This window comes from Natrialba sp. PRR66, assembly GCF_034808065.1.
In the GTDB taxonomy this organism is placed as follows: Archaea; Halobacteriota; Halobacteria; order Halobacteriales; family Natrialbaceae; genus Natrialba; species Natrialba aegyptia.
The window spans coordinates 885,462-905,061 of the sequence record NZ_JAXHGN010000001.1 but is presented as its reverse complement, the minus strand read 5'-3'; the positions used below and the strand labels follow the sequence as shown (position 1 = coordinate 905,061).

General features: G+C 64.4%; 18 protein-coding genes. 9 read left to right on the top strand and 9 right to left on the bottom strand.

Features of this window, described 5'->3' with window-relative positions:
* The 5 genes from nuoL to SM755_RS04250 all read left to right on the top strand — a co-directional run bounded on the left by nuoL (window position 1) and on the right by SM755_RS04250 (window position 7,838).
* On the top strand, window positions 1-2,043 hold the full coding sequence (nuoL, locus tag SM755_RS04270) for an NADH-quinone oxidoreductase subunit L (RefSeq protein ID WP_323171583.1): 2,043 nt from the start codon (window positions 1-3) through the stop codon (window positions 2,041-2,043).
* Window positions 2,040-3,575 carry a NuoM family protein gene (locus tag SM755_RS04265; protein ID WP_006664008.1) on the top strand — a complete coding sequence of 512 codons (1,536 nt, stop codon included), beginning with the start codon at window positions 2,040-2,042 and terminating at the stop codon, window positions 3,573-3,575. Before nuoL ends, SM755_RS04265 begins: the two co-directional genes overlap by 4 nt.
* Window positions 3,575-5,095, top strand: a complete 1,521-nt coding sequence (locus tag SM755_RS04260; protein WP_323171582.1) for an NADH-quinone oxidoreductase subunit N — start codon at window positions 3,575-3,577, stop codon at window positions 5,093-5,095. Before SM755_RS04265 ends, SM755_RS04260 begins: the two co-directional genes overlap by 1 nt.
* 175 nt (window positions 5,096-5,270) lie before the next feature.
* Window positions 5,271-6,971: a DHH family phosphoesterase gene (locus SM755_RS04255; protein WP_323171581.1), complete on the top strand. Its 1,701-nt coding sequence runs from the start codon at window positions 5,271-5,273 to the stop codon at window positions 6,969-6,971.
* Between the two features lie 54 nt (window positions 6,972-7,025).
* On the top strand, window positions 7,026-7,838 hold the full coding sequence (locus SM755_RS04250; protein ID WP_323171580.1) for a CBS domain-containing protein: 813 nt from the start codon (window positions 7,026-7,028) through the stop codon (window positions 7,836-7,838).
* A 50-nt stretch (window positions 7,839-7,888) separates the two neighbouring features.
* Here SM755_RS04250 and SM755_RS04245 read toward each other — a convergent pair whose 3' ends face one another.
* From SM755_RS04245 to SM755_RS04230, 4 genes are all read right to left on the bottom strand, one after another.
* A complete protein-coding gene (locus SM755_RS04245; RefSeq protein ID WP_323171579.1) occupies window positions 7,889-8,203 on the bottom strand; it encodes a histidine kinase in 315 nt (104 codons plus the stop codon).
* 350 nt (window positions 8,204-8,553) lie between these two features.
* Complete coding sequence (locus tag SM755_RS04240) at window positions 8,554-8,796, bottom strand: DUF6684 family protein (RefSeq protein WP_006664013.1); 243 nt, start codon at window positions 8,794-8,796, stop codon at window positions 8,554-8,556.
* Between the two features lie 191 nt (window positions 8,797-8,987).
* On the bottom strand, window positions 8,988-9,413 hold the full coding sequence (locus SM755_RS04235; protein WP_323171578.1) for a hypothetical protein: 426 nt from the start codon (window positions 9,411-9,413) through the stop codon (window positions 8,988-8,990).
* A 188-nt stretch (window positions 9,414-9,601) separates the two neighbouring features.
* The gene (locus tag SM755_RS04230) at window positions 9,602-10,666 is read right to left on the bottom strand and encodes a polyprenyl synthetase family protein (protein ID WP_323171577.1); all 1,065 of its coding nucleotides are present in this window, start codon (window positions 10,664-10,666) and stop codon (window positions 9,602-9,604) included.
* Between the two features lie 147 nt (window positions 10,667-10,813).
* On the opposite strand from SM755_RS04230, the gene SM755_RS04225 reads away from it, so the two are divergent.
* Together SM755_RS04225 and SM755_RS04220 are read left to right on the top strand one after the other, a co-directional pair.
* Window positions 10,814-12,127: a M28 family peptidase gene (locus tag SM755_RS04225; protein WP_323171576.1), complete on the top strand. Its 1,314-nt coding sequence runs from the start codon at window positions 10,814-10,816 to the stop codon at window positions 12,125-12,127.
* A gap of 110 nt (window positions 12,128-12,237) precedes the next feature.
* A complete protein-coding gene (locus SM755_RS04220; RefSeq protein WP_323171575.1) occupies window positions 12,238-13,050 on the top strand; it encodes an NAD(+)/NADH kinase in 813 nt (270 codons plus the stop codon).
* Between the two features lie 184 nt (window positions 13,051-13,234).
* Here SM755_RS04220 and SM755_RS04215 read toward each other — a convergent pair whose 3' ends face one another.
* Entirely contained in the window at window positions 13,235-13,498 is a 264-nt protein-coding gene (locus tag SM755_RS04215) for a hypothetical protein (RefSeq protein ID WP_323171574.1), read from the bottom strand.
* Window positions 13,499-13,579: 81 nt separating this feature from the next.
* A complete protein-coding gene (nth, locus tag SM755_RS04210) occupies window positions 13,580-14,263 on the bottom strand; it encodes an endonuclease III (protein ID WP_323171573.1) in 684 nt (227 codons plus the stop codon).
* Between the two features lie 328 nt (window positions 14,264-14,591).
* Between nth and SM755_RS04205 the strand changes: the two genes are divergently transcribed.
* Both SM755_RS04205 and mvaD read left to right on the top strand, forming a co-directional pair.
* The gene (locus tag SM755_RS04205; RefSeq protein ID WP_323171572.1) at window positions 14,592-15,494 is read left to right on the top strand and encodes a coiled-coil domain-containing protein 154; all 903 of its coding nucleotides are present in this window, start codon (window positions 14,592-14,594) and stop codon (window positions 15,492-15,494) included.
* 79 nt (window positions 15,495-15,573) lie between these two features.
* A complete protein-coding gene (mvaD, locus tag SM755_RS04200) occupies window positions 15,574-16,557 on the top strand; it encodes a phosphomevalonate decarboxylase MvaD (protein WP_006664021.1) in 984 nt (327 codons plus the stop codon).
* A gap of 62 nt (window positions 16,558-16,619) precedes the next feature.
* Here mvaD and SM755_RS04195 read toward each other — a convergent pair whose 3' ends face one another.
* The 3 genes from SM755_RS04195 to SM755_RS04185 all read right to left on the bottom strand — a co-directional run bounded on the left by SM755_RS04195 (window position 16,620) and on the right by SM755_RS04185 (window position 19,513).
* Window positions 16,620-17,858, bottom strand: a complete 1,239-nt coding sequence (locus SM755_RS04195; protein WP_323171571.1) for a PQQ-binding-like beta-propeller repeat protein — start codon at window positions 17,856-17,858, stop codon at window positions 16,620-16,622.
* Between the two features lie 132 nt (window positions 17,859-17,990).
* On the bottom strand, window positions 17,991-18,320 hold the full coding sequence (locus SM755_RS04190) for a hypothetical protein (RefSeq protein WP_323171570.1): 330 nt from the start codon (window positions 18,318-18,320) through the stop codon (window positions 17,991-17,993).
* A 173-nt stretch (window positions 18,321-18,493) separates the two neighbouring features.
* Window positions 18,494-19,513, bottom strand: coding sequence for an NAD(P)-dependent alcohol dehydrogenase (locus tag SM755_RS04185; protein ID WP_323171569.1), 1,020 nt, complete (start codon window positions 19,511-19,513; stop codon window positions 18,494-18,496).
* Window positions 19,514-19,600: the final 87 nt, after the last annotated feature.

Sequence of the window (19,600 nt, the reverse complement as noted above, 5' to 3'; positions counted from 1 at the left end):
ATGGCAGGAACAGGTGCATTCGGTTACGCTCCGGCAATCGCACTGTTCCCGCTCGTGGCGTTCGTCGTCGCGCTAACCTTCGGCAAGTACATGCCGAAACGGGGCGCGATCGCGGGCATCCTCGCGACGGCAGGCTCGCTCCTGCTCTCGCTGTGGCTGCTCGTCACCGTCGCGGGCGGCGAAGTATATCACGAGACGCTCTACGAGTGGGCTGCCGGCGACGTACTGACCGAGGCCGGATCAAACGGGATCGAGTTCACCTTCGGACTCTTGATCGATCCGCTGTCGGCGTTGATGCTCGTCATCGTCTCGCTGGTCGCGTTCCTCGTACACGTCTTCAGTCTCGGGTACATGAACGCCGAGGGCGAGACCGGACTGCCGCGGTACTACGCCGGACTCGGGCTCTTTACGTTCAGCATGCTCGCCTTCGTCTACGCGGACAACCTGCTGATGGCGTTCATGTTCTTCGAACTCGTCGGCCTGTGTTCGTACCTGCTGATCGGCTTCTGGTTTCGCACCCGATCGGCACCCTCGGCCGCGAAGAAGGCGTTTCTGGTCACTCGCTTCGGTGACTACTTCTTCCTGCTGGGCGTCGTCGCCATCGCGTCGACGTTCGGCACGGTCGCGTTCGCCGGGGAGAACTCCTTCGTCGTTGCCGCCGAGACGGCGATCGAAAACGGCCAGACGCTGTTCGGCTTCGATGCGCGGACCTGGGTGACGATCACCGCCTTGCTCGTCCTCGGGGGCGTCATGGGCAAGTCCGCGCAGTTCCCGCTGCACACCTGGCTGCCGGACGCCATGGAAGGTCCGACCACGGTCTCCGCACTCATTCACGCGGCGACGATGGTCGCGGCCGGCGTCTATCTGGTCGCCCGGATGTTCGGCTACTATGCGCTCTCGCCGACCGCGCTAACGGTCATCGCGTTCGTCGGTGGCTTCACCGCGCTGTTTGCCGCGACGATGGGCGTCGTCAAAGACGATATCAAACAGGTGCTGGCGTACTCGACGATCAGCCAGTACGGTTACATGATGCTCGGACTCGGCGTCGGCGGCTACGTCGCCGGCGTCTTCCACCTCATGAACCACGCCTTCTTCAAGGCGCTGCTGTTCCTGGGTGCCGGCGCAGTTATCGTGATCATGCACCACGAACAGGACATGTGGAAGATGGGCGGTCTGAAGGACAAAGCACCCATCACGTACTACACGTTCCTCGCCGGCGCGCTCGCGCTCGCGGGGATCATCCCGTTCTCGGGCTTCTGGTCCAAGGACGAGGTGCTCTACGACGCCCTGATCGTCGGCCTCGAACAGCCGGTGATCCTCGTCGCTTACGCGATGGCGCTGCTCGCGGTCTTTTTCACCGGTTTCTACACCTTCCGGATGGTCTTTCTCACCTTCCACGGTGAGCCCCGGTCGGAGACCGCCGAGGACCCGCACCCGGTCGGCTGGTCGATCAAGGCCCCGCTGATCGTGCTGGGTATCCTCGCCGTCGTCGCGGGTCTCGTCAACCTCGCACCGCTCGCGCAGGTGCTGGGTGCCGACATCACGTTCTTGGAGCACTGGCTCGACGGCGAGTTCGGCTCGGTCGAAGGGCTGACCTACCACGCCTACCACGAGACCGTCGCCTTCGACGAGGGCGCGATCGGCTCCGAGACGGTGACGATGCTGCTCGGTGCCGGCCTCTCGCTCGGACTGGCACTCGCCGGTGCGCTCACCGCACACACCCTCTACAACGTCCCCGAACCGGTGCGCCACAAGGAGCGACTCGGCGGCGTTCGCCGGACGCTCGAGGCGAACTACTACCAGGACGAGTACCAGGTATGGATCGCCGAACGGGTCACGTTGCCCGTCGCTCGCATGGCAGACCGGTTCGACCAGTCCGTCATCGACGGCCTCGTCAATAGCGTCTCGACCGCGAGTCTCTTCGGCGGCAGCCGGCTGAAACGAGTCCAGACCGGCCTCGTGACGAACTACGCGGCGCTGTTGGTGGCCGGGTTCATCGGCCTCCTGCTTCTCCTCGGCACGCTCGGGGGGTGGTTCCTATGATGATCGAAGCACTGATCGCGGTTGCACTGCTCGGCGCGCTCGTCACGTTCGTCGCGCCGAACCGCATCGCCGGCAAACTGGCGTTCGCCATCAGCCTGATTCCGACCGCACTCGCGCTGTGGCTGTTCTCGGCGTTCGACGGCAGCGGCAACGCCCTGCTCGGCGGTGAACTCGCGTTCTCCTCGAACGTCGAATGGATTCAGTTCGGCGACTACACGATCTCGTGGTTCGTCGGCCTCGACGGCATCAGTCTGCCGCTCGTGGTCATGACGACGATCCTCGTCACCCTTGCGATCGTGAGTTCGTGGACGCCGATCGACGAGCGCGAGTCCCAGTTCTACGGCCTCCTGCTCTTTATCGAGGCAAACCTGATCGGCGTCTTCGCCGCACTGGACTTCTTCGTCTGGTTCATCTTCTGGGAGGCCGTCCTCATCCCGATGTACTTGCTGATCGGGATCTGGGGCGGTCCGCGCCGGAAGTACGCCGCGATCAAGTTCTTCGTCTACACGAACGTCGCCTCGCTCGTGATGTTCGGCGCGTTCATCGCGCTCGTCCTCGGTCTCGGTGACGGGGTCACGAGCTTTGCGCTGCCCGAAATCGCGGACGCGATGGTCAACGGCGGCGGCGTCCAGACGGCGCTGTTCGGCGTCGATCCGGGCACGCTCACCGCGATCGTGTTCGTCGCAATGTTCCTCGGCTTCGCAGTCAAGGTGCCGGTCGTCCCGTTCCACACGTGGCTGCCGGACGCCCACGTCGAGGCTCCGACGCCGGCCTCCGTTCTGCTTGCCGGCGTGCTACTGAAGATGGGGACCTACGCGCTGTTGCGGTTCAACTTCACCATGTTCCCCGAGCAGGTCGAGGCCTACGCGGTGCCGATCGCCGCGATCGCGGTCATCAGCGTCATCTACGGCGCATTGTTGGCGCTGGCGCAGACGGACCTGAAACGGATCGTCGCCTACTCCTCGGTCTCCTCGATGGGCTACGTCATCCTCGGCCTGATCGCGTACACCGAGTTCGGCGTCAGCGGCGCGACCTTCCAGATGGTCAGTCACGGACTGATCTCCGGGCTGATGTTCATGGCCGTCGGCGTCATCTACAACGTGACCCACACGCGGATGGTCACCGACATGTCCGGACTGGCGGATCGGATGCCCGTCGCGGCCGGCGTTCTCGTCGCTGGCGCGTTCGGCTACATGGGACTGCCGCTGATGAGCGGCTTCTACGGCGAGTTCACGATCTTCTTCGGGGCCTTCGGCTCCGAGTTGCTCGCGTACTCGCAGGTGTTTACGGCGCTTGCGATGTTCGGCATCGTCATCGTCGCCGGCTACCTGCTGTTTGCACTCCAGCGGACGGTCTTCGGACCGTACCACCTGGAAACTGACTACGAGATCGGCCGCGCCGCGTTGCACGACATCGCACCGATGTTCGTGTTGCTCGGACTGATCATCCTGCTTGGCGTGGCCCCAGAGTTGATCTTCGAGATGATGAAAGACGCAGTTACTCCGATTCTGGAGACCGGAGGTGGACTGTAATGGCGATCTTCGAACTTCCCGGCTGGACGGCACTCGCCCCGGCAGTACTGCTCGCGGCGACGGCGCTTGCCTTGTTCGTCATCGATAGTATCTCGCCGACGACGACGAACCGCGGTCTGCTCGCCGGCACTGCGACGGCGGGCTCGCTCGCCGCACTCGGCGTCGCGGTCTGGTTCGTCCTGGCCGGCGTCGGCACGCCGACTATCGACGGTGGCCGCGGCGTCATCGACGTGCTGGGCAACCAGTTCGTCGTCGACCAGCTCGCGCTGTTCTTCATGATCGTCATCACCGTCGTCACGGCGCTCGTGACCGTCGCGAGCTACGATTACATGGAAGAGCACGCCTACCAGGCCGAGTACTACTCGCTGGTCTTGCTCGCCGCGACCGGGATGGCCACGATGGCCGCCGCCAATAGTCTGGTAACGATCTTCATCGCGCTCGAACTCTCGAGTCTGCCGTCCTACGCGCTCGTCGCGATCCTCAAGGACAACCGCGGCAGCGTCGAGGGCGGTCTGAAGTACTTCCTGATCGGCGCGCTGTCCTCGGCCATCTTCCTCTACGGCATCTCGCTGGTCTACGGTGCGACCGGGCATCTGCAACTCGAAACCATCGCGGATGTCATCGGGAACGGCGACGCGAACGACTACGGCGGACTGCTCGGTCTCGGCATCCTCATGCTGATCGGCGGTTTCGCGTACAAGACCGCGAGCGTCCCGTTCCACTTCTGGGCCCCGGAGGCCTACGAGGGCGCGCCCGCACCGATTTCGGCGTTCCTCTCGTCGGCCTCGAAGGCGGCCGGTTTCGTCATCGCGTTCCGCGTGTTCACCGAGGCGTTCCCCGTCGCCCAGACGGCGAGCGTCATCGGCGTCGACTGGACGGTCGCGTTCATCGTCCTCGCGGTCGTCACGATGACGCTCGGGAACTTCGCCGCCGCAACCCAGGAGAACGTCAAACGCATGCTCGCATACTCCTCGATCGGCCACGCGGGCTACGCGCTGATCGGCCTCGCCGGCATCTCGGCCGACGGCGGTGCACTCGTCATGGGCGCGGCGATGATGCACCTGCTGGTCTACGGCTTCATGAACACTGGCGCGTTCCTGTTCGTCGCACTCGCCGAGTACTGGGGCGTCGGCCGTACCTTCGAAGACTACAACGGCCTCGCCCGACAGGCACCCGTCGCCTGCTTCGCGCTCGGGATCTGTCTGTTCAGTCTCGCCGGCATTCCGCCGCTTGGCGGCTTCTGGAGCAAGTACTTCCTGTATACCAGCGCACTCGACGCCGGCTTGCTCGTCGTCGCCGTCGCGCTCGTGGTCAACAGCGCCCTCTCGCTGTACTACTACTCTCGGCTGATCAAGGCCGTCTGGATCGAAGACCCGATCGCCGAACGCGACTCCCTCTCCCAGCCGATCGGACTGTACGCTGCGCTCGTCGTTGCAGCCGTCATGACGGTTGCACTCCTGCCGATGTTCGGCCCCGTCGCCGATACGGCCGTCAACGCAGCAACTGCCGTGCTCACCTAACACCTAACAGCGAACCCCTGACTCCTGGCCTCTCTATCCTGTCGCTTCTCCACTCGAAAACCCCCGTGTTTGGCGTCGGTTCGAGTTCACGATAGCGCACGTGGGTGTGGTCGTGCGGTCTCGCCCGAACTCGGTACCGGTAGGTTTTACCTCTCTGGGTCGCAAGCCGCGATACATGGTTTTCCGGCTCGTCCTCGGGTGCGGAACCGTCGGCCGCACCGTTGCCGAAGCGCTCTCTACCCGCGGCCAGAGCCATCTTCCGGGCCACACACACGGTTCCGACGCTATCAATTCACCTCCCACTTCCACTTCCACTGCCGCCAGTCCGAGCACGGCACCAACTGCTGCGTACACTACTGCCAGACAGTCTGCACTCTCCCTCGCCGCCAGGACTGCAACAGCAACCAGTCCGGCCGACCGCCTCCTCGTCATCACCGCCGACCAGAACGTCGCCGAAACGCTCCGCGATGAGAGCATCCCCGCCCGCCGTGGCGACCCGACCGATCCCGACACCCTCGCAACCATCGACCACCCCGATGTCATCTTCATCGGCGGTGACCGAACCGATACCAACCGCCACGCCCTCGAAACCGCGAGAGATCAGTTTCCCGCCGCTTCGATCACCGCCTACATGGGCGGGAACCCGACATCCGACGATCGTGCCAGGTTTACTGAACTCGCGGATCACACCGTCGATGCCACGAGTGCACTCGTCGAACGGGTGTTGGAGGAGACGACGACATCGGAGGCCGAGGCGGCGCTCGGGCTGCAACGGAAGTTAGTGACGATCGACGGGCCGCTCGCGGTCGTGATGCACGACAATCCCGATCCGGACGCGATTGCGAGCGCGGTTGCGCTTGCCGATATCGCCGAGTCGGTTGGCGTTCCCGCCGATGCCTGTTATTTCGGGGACATCTCTCATCAGGAGAATCGGGCGATGGTGAACCTGCTGGGGCTGTCCCTGCGGAACCTTTCGCCGGGCGAGACGCTGGAGACGTACGAGGCAGTTGCGCTGGTGGATCACTCCCGTCCGGGGGTTAACGACCAACTTCCCGAGGAGCGCCCGATCGATATCGTCATCGACCACCATCCGCCACGGGGGCCGATCCCGAGCGAGTTCGTCGAGTTGCGCGAGTCGGTCGGAGCGACCAGTACGATACTGACTGAGTATATCGACCGGTTCAGTGGGACGTTCGACTCGGCGACGGCGACGGCATTGCTGTATGGCATTCGGATCGACACGAACGACTTTACGCGGGAGGTCTCGCCGGCGGACTTTCGGGCAGCGTCGGTTCTCCGGCCACACGTCGAAACGTCGATTCTTCGTCGGATCGAACAACCGACGCTCGAAGGCGAGACGCTCGAGACGATTGCGCTGGCGATCAAAAACCGGGTCCAGCGCGGATCGGTCGTCGTGGCGAGTGCCGGCCGGATCGGAAACCGGGACGCGCTTCCCCAGGCGGCAGATCAGTTGCTCGCGATGGACGGCGTCGAAACGACGCTCGTCTTCGGGTTCAGGGACGAGATGGCGTTTCTCTCGGCCCGGTCCCGGTCCAGCGATGTCGATCTCGGGGAAACGCTCCGGGACGGGTTCGACCAGATCGGGAGCGCCGGCGGTCACGCGGACATGGCCGGTGCCCAACTCGAGGTCGGTATTCTCGGCCAACTCGACGACGAAGCGGAGGTCGAATCGATCGTCAACGTTGCAGAGGAAGTGATTACCGACCGGTTTTTCGAGGCGATGGAGACGCGTCCGGGCGTCCCGGTCAGTACGGACCACCGGGCGAGCGAGTGGCTGTTCGAGGCGGATGCCGACTGGGTGGAATCGCCGGAGTCGGTTCGATCGCCCGTCGAAACGGACGACGACGAGGAGTGACCGCCATCTGCGGACAGTAACAGTACTTTTGCGCACGGACCCGTTACCACCGGTATGGAGATCGTGTCGGACAGGACAAAGCCCCAGGTCGAGGAGTACATGACCCGCGACGTGGCGACCGTCTCGCCCGACGCTACCGTGGGTGACGTTGCAGCGCGGATCGCAGAGAGCGACGAGCACAGCGGCTTTCCCGTCTGTGAACGCCGCCGCGTCGAGGGCTTTATCAGCGCTCGCGATCTGCTGCTGGCCGACGACGACGACCCCATCTTCAAGGTCATGACGACCGACCTGCTCGTCGCTCACCCCGAAATGAAAGTCACCGACGCCGCCCGAGTCATCCTCCGCTCCGGCATCCAGAAACTCCCCGTCGTCGACGACGCGGGCAACCTCGTCGGCATCATCTCGAACGCCGACGTCATCCGCAGTCAGATCGAACGCGCAACCCCCGAAAAGGTCGGGAAACTCGTCCGAACGCTCGAACAGATCCACGACATCGAGCTCGAACAGGAACGCCGTACCGTCGCGATCGATCAACTCACCCCCACCCAGGGCCGCGTCTACGCCGACGAACTCGAGGGACGCCAGTACGAACTCGAACGCGGCCTGGCCGAACCCCTCGTCGTTATCGACAACGGCGGGACGCTCTTGCTCGCCGACGGCCACCACCGCGTCCTCGCCTCCGACAGACTCGGCATCGACGCCATGGACGCCTACGTCATCGTCATCGACCACGAAATCGAACTCGGAATGGCCAAGACCGCCGCCAACGAGGGACTCGAAGAACTCGACGATATCGAGGTCGTCGACTACGCGCGCCACCCGCTGGTCCAGACGACGAAGCGATTACAATCGGCGGCGAACGACTGATCGCAATCGACCGTCTCCGCTCCGCGGAGCCTGCACATCGTGTTGGACGATTATCCGCCGTTTCCGTTGCCGGCTCGTGATGCCACCATTACGACTGCAACCAGTGTCAGCAGCACACAGCCGATCGTCACAGCCCCGTAAAGCGCACCCGTTATCGGTGACACGACGACCGTTGCTCCGTTCACGGTTATCGACTCGAGTTCAGCGTGCCGGGGAAGGAGAAAGCCCAGAACGGCCCCGAAGACAGCAGTGACGAGGACGATCGTTCCGACCGTAGCGAGAACGAGCGTGCGTCCGGTGACGGTTCTCCCTGTCGCCGCGATCGGCTCGCCAGCGGGCGGCGTCTCGCTTCGGTCGTCGGTCATGATCGTCGTTCCCTCGACATCGGATACAAACTTTTGTTCGTGTCCGGTGTTTGGACGGCTGTGACCGAGAAGGAACTCTTCGCACTCTTGCTCGTTGGGATCGCACTCTTGATGGGAACGGCGGGATTCGTCTTGATCATCAATTGAACTCGTGCCGGCGTTCGAGTCGCCACACTCCGGGTTGCATAGCGATTCGGAGGTGAGCGTACTTTGATTGCTGTCTATACGCGGTCATTCGAGGCCTGCGAGTCGACTCGTTTCGAGAGTGTCTCGGAAGTCTCGGAAGCGGGGGTTTGAATCGTGACCGGATTCGGTCACCGCCACGACGAAGCGAGCCATCCCGTCTCCGATCACGGCGTTTCCCCGCGCGTGTGGTCGTCACTCTCGATTACGCGTGCGGCAATGGCCGTAACGACCGCGAGTGAAACGGCTATCGAGATCAAAATCGCGAACTGAATCGTCGACTGCAGCGGGGAGAATCCCCACGGATTGAACACGGCGAACAAGCCGGTGAAGAACACGATAATCACGAACGGGATGAAGTTGACCGCGAGGTCCAATGCGAGTTCAGTGTCGAATGCACGGCGGCTCATGTGTCTGTGGGTGTGTTGGGTGTGGGTTTTGGTCTCGAGTGGCGATTACGTCCGATAGTTTCGATGTCTTGATGTCTTGATGTCTTGATGTCTTGATGTCTCGACAGTTCCGCTGATTTTGAGAGTTCCGAGAGTTCGATAGTGACCGGTGTTGTTTCAGCGGTATCCGGATGCGGTCTCTTTTCGATATCTTACCCGTGTTGATCACCCCGTTCGCTTCCGCGTTCGCGGTTCCGGCGCGAGCGAACGCGGAGGGCGACTGCGCCGACAGCGGTGATGACACCGGCGGCGGCGATTGCGATTCCACGTCTCGCGAGGCCGGTCAGTTCGTCGGCAGGAGCGACCGAGAGCGTTCCGGTGCCGAGTGCGTACAGGAGCCCGCCGAGGACGACGAAGGCGATACCGAATCCGATTGCGAGTGGCCACGGCCGAGCGACGCGGGCGGACTCCGTGAGGAAGCCGGTGACGCTCGCGGCGAACAGGACGAGGCCGGCCACGGCAACCGGGAGCAGGGCGACGACGATCCCGACCTCCGAGAAGACGAGGCCGAGAGCGACGAGCAGCGGCCAGGGACTCGTGGTCGCCGATCCGGTACCGTGTGCAGAGTGGTCGCCCATAGGGAACGGTATGATACCCTCGCCGTAGTATCTACCCCTACCGATCACAGAACGGAACACTCTGTATTGCTAACCGGTACGTGATCGGGACGTAATCAGGACGAGCGACAGCGCGGGTTCGGAGCACCACCGCACCGAGTCGAACTCGGCGTTGGAACACTACACACCACTCACAGCACTTACGGCACCTAGACGTCGCGATCGACGACGAACTCCGTGAACGTGTACAGCCGATCGGTCGTCTCCGCGTCGAGATCGAGTTCATCGACGGCTGCACGAGCATCGGCGGCGAGTTCGAGTGCGTGCTCGCGGGCGTACTCGATGCTGCCGGCGTCCTCGATGATCGACAGCGCCTCAGCGAGTTCGGCGTCGGTGTTCGTCTCGGCTTCTAGAATCTCCTGCAGGCGCGTCGCCGTTTCCGGCGGACTCTCCTCGATGGCGTGGATGACCAGCAGCGTCTTCTTGCCCTCGCGAACGTCGTTGCCGAACTCCTTGCCGAACTCGCCGGCGCGGCCAAGGGAGTTTTCGATATCGAGGATGTCGTCGCCGATCTGGAAGGCGACGGCGGTCAGTTCGGCGTAGGTGGCGGCGGCCCGTTCGACGCGTTCGGGTTGGTCGGTGATGATCGCGGCGAGGCGGGCGACGATGCGGCCGAGGCAGCCGGTTTTGCACGCGCACATCTCGAGATACTCAGCGGGCGTGATCCGAACCTCGCGCTCGTTGTGCCAGCAGATGTCCATGCCCTGGCCGAGGTGGGTGCGGTTGAGTTCGTCCATCAGCATCTCGTAGGCGGCGAGTCGCTGTTCGGCCGGCAGATTCCCGGGGTCTTCGGTCAGGATCTTCAGCGGCAGGAAGTAAAGCGCATTGCCGGCGTTCAGCGCGACGTCGCGCCCGTAGATGTGATGCAACGCGGGTTCGCCGCGGCGTTTCGTCGCGCCGTCCTCGACGTCGTCGACGATGATCGTCCCGTTGTGTAGGATCTCCGGAATGCACGCGTAGGGGAGGTACTCCGTGGGGTCCTCGCCGAAGCCCTCGACGAAGACGAGAAAAAGGACGGCGCGCCAGCGTTTGCCGCCGCGGTCGAGTAAGTCCCAGAGCGGGTCCGACAGCGCCCGCTGAAGAGCGTCCGGGTCGTAGGCGTAGGTCGGCTCGCCGAAGAACGATTCGAGGTACTCGGTGTCGATCTCGCGCGGCACGAGATCCGCGATCGCCTCGTCTACGACCGGCCGCCACTCGGCAAGCGTCTCCCGCATACACGCCCCGAGAGCGAGCGAGGTAAAAAAGATTCTCAGTTCGTCCTGAACGTCCGGTCTCACCGCACGTGACGCCATCGCATACGAACTGGACCACGCTACCCGGCAAACGGTACAATTACCAGCCCCGCCGAGATACCCGCCACTATGACCACCTGGATCGGCGACGTCTTCACCAGCGACGCTGGCTGGACGCACCTGGAACGACTGGTCGACATCGGCAATCGAATGGCAGGCAGCGACGGCGAGCGAGCGGCCGCCGAACTGACCCGCGACGCGCTCGCCGACGCCGGCGCGCGAAACGCCCGCCTCGACCCCTTCGACATTCAGGGCTGGACGCGCGGCGAGAGTTCGATCGTCGCTGGCGAGGAGACCGAACTCGACTGTATCGCGCTCCCCCGAAGCCCGGCCGACGGCGCGACGGCCGAACTCGTCGACCTTGGGTACGGACTGCCGGAGGACTTCGAGGACGCCGATCTCGAAGGGACGATTGCAATGGTCCGCAGCGACATTCCGGACTACTACGAGCGCTACATCCACCGCCGGGAGAAGTACTACCACGCCGTCGACCAGGGGGCCGTCGGTTTCATCTACCGCAACCACGTCCCGGGCTGTCTTCCGCCGACCGGCAGCGTCGGGACCGAGGACGATCCGATCGGCGACATCCCCGCCGTCGGCGTCTCGAAGGAAGTCGGCACGCGCCTGGCCCGCCGGTACGACGGCGAGGAGCTCACGGTCAGCGTCGACGCGGACATCGCGGCGGCCACGAGCCAGAACGTCCACGCCGAACTCGGCCCCGAAACCGAGGAACGCGTCCTCGTCACGAGCCACGTCGACGCCCACGACATCGCCGAGGGCGCACTCGACAACGGTGCCGGCACCGCAATGGTCGTCGAACTCGCCCACGCGCTTGCCGCCCGCGAGGACGAACTCGAGACGCGCGTCGAGTTCGTCGCCTACGGTGCCGAGGAGGTCGGCCTGGTCGGCTCCGGCTACCACGCCGAACGAACCGACCACGACGAAATCAAAGCGATCGTCAACAACGACGGCGTCGTCCGCGACCGGACGCTCTCGCTCACGACCCACGGCTTTCCCGAACTGGCGGACGCCGCGAACGCGGTCGCCGAGCGCCGCGACCATCCGATCGAGACGGTCCCCGAACTCGGTCCCCACAGCGACCACTGGCCGTTCGTCCAGTGGGGCGTCCCCGGCTACCACGCGAAATCGACCGCCGACGAGGTCGGTCGCGGCTGGGGCCACACCTTCGCCGACACGCTGGAGAAACTCGAGGTTCGCACCCTGCGCGAACAGGCGATCTTGCTCACCGACCTCGTCGTCGAACTCGCAGGCGACGAGCGGACCGTCGAACACCGACCGGCCGAGGAAATCGCCACCGAACTCGAAGCGCAGGGACTCGCCGAAGGAAGCAAACTCACGGGCGACTGGCCGTACGACGACTGATCGAACCCCGCGACCGGCCGCTCGATAGTAACCCGCAGCCACCCGAGGAGAGATGCACCGCAGAGATCTGGGACCCCACGCTTTTGAGCACGCCACGCGAACTGCTTCGCATGGACGCTGGCACGTGGTCTCCCGATGAGTCGCCGGTTATCGGCCTCCTCGAGTTCAGTTCGAACGAGTCGCTTCCAGCGACCGACGCGTTCGAGTCGGCGCTCGCCGCGGCCGACGCGACGATTCACCGGGGTGAACTCGAAGCCGTCCTCGATGCGGAACCGGCTCCGACGCTGCTGGTCGCAGCCGGCGAGTCGGCGCTTTCGGCGCTCGCTCGTGCAACCGCCACCGCCTTGCTCTCCGCTCCAGTGCTTCCGGTCGGGTCGATTCCAGGCGTTCGAGCCGCGCCTCGCAATCGCGCTCCCGACGCCCTCGCCGCGGCACTCGACGGCGACGCGACAGTTCGCCGCCAGGACGTGTTGGAAGCCGACGCGTTGCTCGAGGGCGACGCGAGCCACTCCTCCGTTCGAGCGCTGTTCGATCTCACCCTCGTCACCGACGAACCCGCCTCCATCTCCGAGTTCTCGATTCGAAGCCGGGACGAGACGGTCGACTCGGTTCGGGCGGACGGCATCGTCGTCGCTACCGCGGCCGGCACGCACGGCTACGCGAGCGCCGTCGACGCCCCGGAACTCTCTCGGGCGGTCGACGGCGTCGCCGTCGCTCCGATCGGACCGTTCGTGACGAACACCCGCCGGTGGGTTCTCCCGGATCATGAACTCGCGCTGACGGTCGACCGCGACGAACAGCCGGTGACGCTGGTCGCCGACGACCGAGCGATCGGCCGCGTTGCCGTGGCCGAACCGGTTACCGTCTCGGTCGTTGAGACGCTCCCGGTGCTCGCGGTGCCCGATACTGTACTCGAAGGGTGAACTCGGTCCGACCGCAAGCGCCTCGAAAACGAGTGGAAAACAACGAGAAACCGCAACTACGTGTTCGACCCGCCGGAATCGCGCTGGCCCTGCGTTCGTGATCGCTGTCACAGTTCGGGACGTGGGATCGCCCGCCAGCTGAACTCGCCCCAGTTCAGCCTGTCCACGCCCGATCGCTCGCCGTTTAACTGTTGTACGGCTCTTCGTCCCGGTGGTTGTCCGGATTCGTGTTGTCGAGTGCGTCCGCCTCGCGCTCGTCGGATTTGTGCTCGATATCCTGTCGGCGCTGTTCCTCGTCCGCTCGCTCTCTGGCTTCCTTCTCCTCCTCGGTGAGCGCGTCGTCGTCCTCCTCGTCGTCGGTTTCTTCGTGGGTTAGTTCGACGTCCCGTCCGTGTTCGTCTTTCCCGGTCCTGTCGGTCTGGCCGGTTTCGCTTGGGTCGTCAACCATGGTGATCCCGTTCGGGGCTATCGTCGCTCGCCGAAAAGGCGTTCGGCTTGCGTGAGTCGACCCGCAGCCAGCGCCGCGGCGCTACCAGGGCTCGCCGGAAGCGAGATCGATCTCGCTGTCACCCCTCTCCGAAGGACAGATGTCCGCGAGGACGCAGTCGTCGCAGTCGGGGTTCCGGGCCGTACAGGTCGCACGGCCGTGATCGATACAGAGGTGGGTGAACTGCTGCCAGTAGCCCTCGGGGACGAGTTCCATCAGCTCCTGTTCGATCGGTTCGGGGTACTCTTCCTCGGTCAGCCCAAGTCGGCGAGAGAGGCGCTGAACGTGCGTGTCGACGACGATTCCCTCGACGACGTCGTGACCGTGCTGGAGGACGACGTTCGCCGTCTTGCGCCCCACGCCGGACAGATCGGTGAGTTCGTCCATCGTATCGGGAACCTCACCGTCGTGTTCCTCGACGATCGTTTGACAGGCGCTGCGGATGTACTTCGCCTTGTTGTTGTAGTAGGTGATCGAGTTCAGTTCCTCGGCGAGTTCGTCCTGGGGCGCGTTGGCGTAGTCTTCGGGCCCGTCGTACGTCTCGAAGAGGTGTTCGGTTTCGGTGTTGACGCGCTCGTCGGTGCACTGTGCCGAGAGGATGACGGCGATCAGTAGCTCGAGACGGTTCGAGTACCGGAGTGAAATCGTCGAGTCCGGATACGCCTCCTCGAGTCGATCGACGACCTCCGCAGCCTGATCCGTGCGGCTCTCACGCGGCGTTCCCATGCAGCGTTCGTTGCGAGAGCGTCCATTTGAGGTGTTCGGTTCGACCCCAGCAATCCGGCGGGCGTGCCGGGGCGGGGCGTATTGCAGGGGAGTGCGTTACTGTGGCATGCCGTGGCTGTTGCGGACGGACGAACGCGTGAGCGGTGGTTCGTTCCGGCCGACTAGTTGCACCGCTTTCAACGAACAGGTGGTATTATTAGCCGCGTTGTGTGACTCGTTCAAAGAACGAGCGATCACACATCACCGGCGCTCTCCCCTGGCGGGAACCGAGACGAGTGGCTGACGTATACGCTTCCGTCTCGCCCGCGCTACCTGCGATACGATACCGATGCCATCACGAAACGATACGACGCCGTCGACCGATTCACCGGACGAGAGTGACGTTCTCGAGACGCTGGTCGCTGCACTCCGCGACGATCGAAACGATCCACAGCGACGGGCGCTCCAGCGCGCGCTCGGTCTTCCCGACACTGCACCCGCGGGCGAAACCCCCGATACGTCAGGTACTGTTCCCGGTGTGGCCGACTCCGCTGACAGTGTCGTCGGCGCTACTGACGAGACCGGCGCTGACGCAGCGTCGACTGACACCTCACTCGAAGACGTCCAGACCGAACTCGAAGCGACCACAACCGAAATCGAGCAGCTCCAGGCCGACATCGCGGATCTCAACGCGGCCGACAACGTCCTTCGGCGTCGTCTCGAGGGAACGCTCCAGCCCCAACTCGATTCGGTCACCGACCGGCTCGAAGCACTCGACTCCCAGTTGGAGCACCACCGATCCGAGACGACAAGTCGTCTGGCCGGCTTCGAGGCCACTTGTACCGCTCTCGAGGACGCCGTTGCCGAACTCGAGGCCGACGTCGACACCTACGGCGACCGCCTCACCGAACTCGAGACGCGCATCGACACCGTCGAACGCACCCTCGAATCCAGGACGGACGAGTTGGCCACCCAAACCGACGATGCGGAGGTACGGCTCAAACGCGAACTCATCTTGCTGCGGTCGGCCTTTTCAGGGGAAATCGAACGCGTCGACGACACGATCGACGCGCTCGAGGCGACAGTCGAGACAGATCACGATGCTCTCAGCGATTTCGATACCACATTGAGCGAACTTGAAACTCGCCTGGCTGCACTCGAAGCCGAAACTGACGCCGCCAGCGACTGGCGTCGCTCACTTGGGGACGCGATCCAGTCGTCATCCGATTCGGTAGCGAGCGACGAGCAGTAGTAATTCGTTTTCGACGCCCGCGTGAAGCCACCAATCGGATGCCGTGAACTTTAAGCGGCCATCATCCGCCTATCCGGGTATGAAAGCGACCGCGATGGCCCACCCGATTCAGGGGTTGGTCAAGTACCACGGGATGCGCGACGACATCAAGCGACTCCCGTACCACGACAGCATCAGCGTCTGTACGGCCCCGAGCCACACCCGCACGACAGTCGAGTTCTCGATGGACTACGACGAGGACACCTACGTCGTCGACGGCGAGGAATTAGAGGGCCGCGCCGCAGAGCGCGTCGACGCCGTCGTCGAGAAGGCCCGCGACCTCTCGGACGCCGCGCACACGGTCTACCCCGTCCGCCTCGAGAGCGAGAACAGCTTCCCGACGAACGTCGGGCTCGGCTCTTCCTCCTCCGGCTTTGCCGCCGCCGCGATGGCACTGGCCGACGCGGCCGAAATCGACGCCGACAGGCCCACGATTTCGACCATCGCCCGCGTCGGCTCGGCCTCGGCCGCGCGCGCCGTCACCGGCGCGTTCTCCCACCTGCACACCGGACTGAACGACGAGGATTGTCGCTCGGAGCGCTTGCCGAGTAATCTCCACGAGGAGTTAAAGATCATCGTCGGGCTCGTCCCCTACCACAAGGAAACCGAGGACGCCCACGACGAGGCCGCCGACAGTCACATGTTCCAGGCCCGCAACGCCCACATCCACGGCCAGATCGCCGAGATGCGCGACGCGCTTCGCAACGACGACTTCGAGGGCGTCTTCGAACTCGCCGAACACGACTCGCTCTCGCTCGCGGCGACGACGATGACCGGTCCCGAGGGCTGGGTCTACTGGCAGCCGGCGACGCTCGCGGTCTTCAACCGCGTTCGCGAACTGCGAGAGGAAGAGGACATCCCCGTCTACTTCTCCACCGATACGGGCGCAACCGTCTACGTCAACACGACAGACGAATACGCCGAGGAGGTCGAAGAGGCAATCTCGGACTGCGGTGTCTCGACGACGGTCTGGGACGTTGGCGGTCCCGCCAGACTCCTGGACGAGGACGATCACCTGTTCTGACGGCTGCATTTCGAGTTCGCGGTCCGCGAGTTCACGACTCAACGGATTCGGCCGCCGCGCGGCTACGCTCGAAGCGCCCGCACCGACTCGTTCGTCCCGACGTACAGCGTCTCCCCCGCGATCGCGAGTTCAAGTGAACTCGCCACGTCGCGCCGCCAGAGTTCATCGCCGGTCGCGGCGTCGAACGCGACCAGCGGAACTCGGTCGTTGGCGAACGGCCCGACGTAGACGGTCCCGTCGGCACTGACCGGTGGCTGAAGACCCGCCTCCGGTTCGTAACGCCAGCGTTCCTCGCCGTCGACTGAGAACGCGGCGAGTTGTCCCGCCGATCCGATGGTACCTCCTCGAATGTCGGACGTACTCACGTACACCCGTTGTCCGTCGACTGACGGCGATTGAGTTGTTCGTGCCGTGGTGAGTTCCGTTCGTCTCGTTCCGTCAGTCACATCGTAGATCGAGAGCCGGCCCCTATCCTCGCCGTCGCCGGCGTAATTATGGCGCTCTGATCGAACTACCAGCCCGTTCGCTACCGCGGTCGATCCGTAGGATTCGTAGGGAAATCCATCGTCGACCGTCCAGCGCGGACTGAACTCGGCGTCGACGATATCATACGCCGTCAGCGAGTAGCGCCCGGCATAGACCGGCCCGCCCGCAGTTATCGGGCTCGCAGCGTCCAGATCCGCCGTGGTGATGATGTCGCCGGTGTCGGCGTGGAGTCGGGCGACGGTATCTCGACCCGTGGCGTAGACCCACCCGTCGCGTTCGAGGGGCGTGTAATAGTAATTGTCGTCGTCGAATTCAGTTTCCCAGATCGATTCTCCGCCCGGGGTGAGCGCGCGGAGTTGATCCTCCCTGAACTCGTACAGTCGGCCGGCGATAAACGCGAGGGTCGCCCTGTCCTCGCGCGGTTTGGTCCATTGCGTTTGGCCGGTCGCCGCGTCCAGCGCCACGAGTTCACCGTCGGTTCTGACGTACACGGTGTCGTCGGCGACGATCAGCGTCCGAAGCGAGTTCTGCTCCTGCCCGTTCTCGTGTTCGTACGTCCACGCGATTTCGGGCTCGTCCCGAGGCGGTGTCGCGTACGGGTTGTGGCTCGTCTGGGCGAAATTATACCCCTCCATCGGCCACTGACCGGGGTCGGGATGCCAGTCGGGGGAGAGTCGCCGGTCGGGTTCTCCGAGTCGCCGTTCTCTGAGTTCGGTTCGGACCGTCGAGCAGCCGGCGAGCGCACCGAGCGAGAGGGACGCGGTCGCGATGAACTCGCGTCGACGCCAGGCCGGCGGTGTTGCGTTGGAGGGCACTACTGGTTAGTGTGAAGTACATTCAGATATACTTTTCATACGGAAAAGGGGTGGTGCACGTCTCGGTTCGATCGTCCGATCTCGTGGTCGATGTGGGCCGCTGCGCGTCGTTGCGGGTGTGACTGTGTCGCGTTACCACCGCGGGCGCGTGTATCGCATCGCCCGGAGCGCCATGCTAATCACGAGCAGCGCGATGAACGCGACGGCGAGCCACTGGCCAGTGTGGGTCGTCAACGCACCGCCGATCAGTCCGAGGAGATCGGCGCCGACCGCCTGGCCCAGGGCGAAGAGCGCGACTGCGAGACCACCGAGGACGACGATCGTCTGCACTGCGGTCGACAGCAACCATGCACCGATGCTGAACCGCGGACCGCGCCGTCGATCTACCGGCGACCGCTCGCTGGTGGTTTCGGGTTCGGTAGCCGCCGACTCGGATCGGTTGCGTTCGGCGTGCTGTGACATGGGCAATCACCCCGATCTCCTGTAGCCGCGAGGAACGGATTATTATAGCCCGAATAACACGGACGGACGGTTGAGAACGGGTCTACCGGTTTCCCCGCACTGGGATCCCCTCCCTGCGGCCGAATCGAAATTGCACTGTTTGACAGACGAAACGGTCCACTGTCAACAGGTGATTACTCGAGGCTGATGACGACTTTCCCTCGATGCTCGCCGGACTCGACGTATCGGTAGGCCTCGCGGACATCGGCGGCGTCGAAGGTACGGTCGATCACCGGCTCCATTTCCGAGGCGGCCATCGCCTGGGTCATCCGATCGAACATCGCGCGGCTGCCGACGCCCATCACGCCCTCGACGGTGAGCGCCTTGTGGAGAATCGGGCCCGGGTGAACCTGTCCCTCCTGCCCGGCGAGGACGCCGATGAGGTGGACGTGCCCGCCCGGAGCGGCCGCCGCGAGTGACTGTTCGAGCGTTCCCGGGCCGCCGACCTCGACGACGTGGTCAACGCCACCGCCGGTTCGCTCCCGGACGAGTTCACCCCAGTCGGGCGTTTCCTCGTAGTTGCACGTCCACGTCGCGCCCAGGTCGCGGGCGCGCTCGAGTTTGTCGTCGCTCGAGGAGGTCGCGAAGACGTCGGCTCCGTGGAGTGCTGCGAACTGGAGGGCGAACGTCGAGACGCCGCCGGTTCCGAGCGCGAGGACGCGCTCGCCCGCGCCGAGCCCGCCGTCTTCGACCAGCGCGCGCCAGGCGGTTAGCCCGGCACACGAGAGCGTCGCCCCCTGTTCGTATGAGAGGTGATCGGGCAGGGTCGTGAGGCTCGCTGCGGGAAACGTGACGTACTCGGCCAGCACACCGTCGACGTTGCCGCCAGTCGTCCGGGCGATCTTCTCCCGCGTTCCGGGACCGTCGATCCAGTCGGGTGCGAACGGCGTCGCGACCCGCTGGCCGTCCGAGAGTCGGTCGACCTGGTCGCCGACCGCGACGACCTCCCCGGCACCGTCGGAGAGCGGAACGACCGGCAATTCCGCGCCGGGGTAGGCGAGTTCGTCGTTGGCGATCGCCAGATCTCGGTAGTTGAGCGAGGCGGCGTGGATTCGAACGAGCGCCTCGTCGGCGTCCGGCTCCGGTCGGTCGCGCTCGGTTTCGACGATGCCCGCGTAGTCACTCGTCGCCGCTTGGACTTCGTAAGCGTCCATCAACAGAATGGAGGGGGACCGCCGGACTTCGGTGCTCCGCTTAGCGACCGTTTTGCTGGTTCCACGACGGGGCCCGCCCTCGTCACA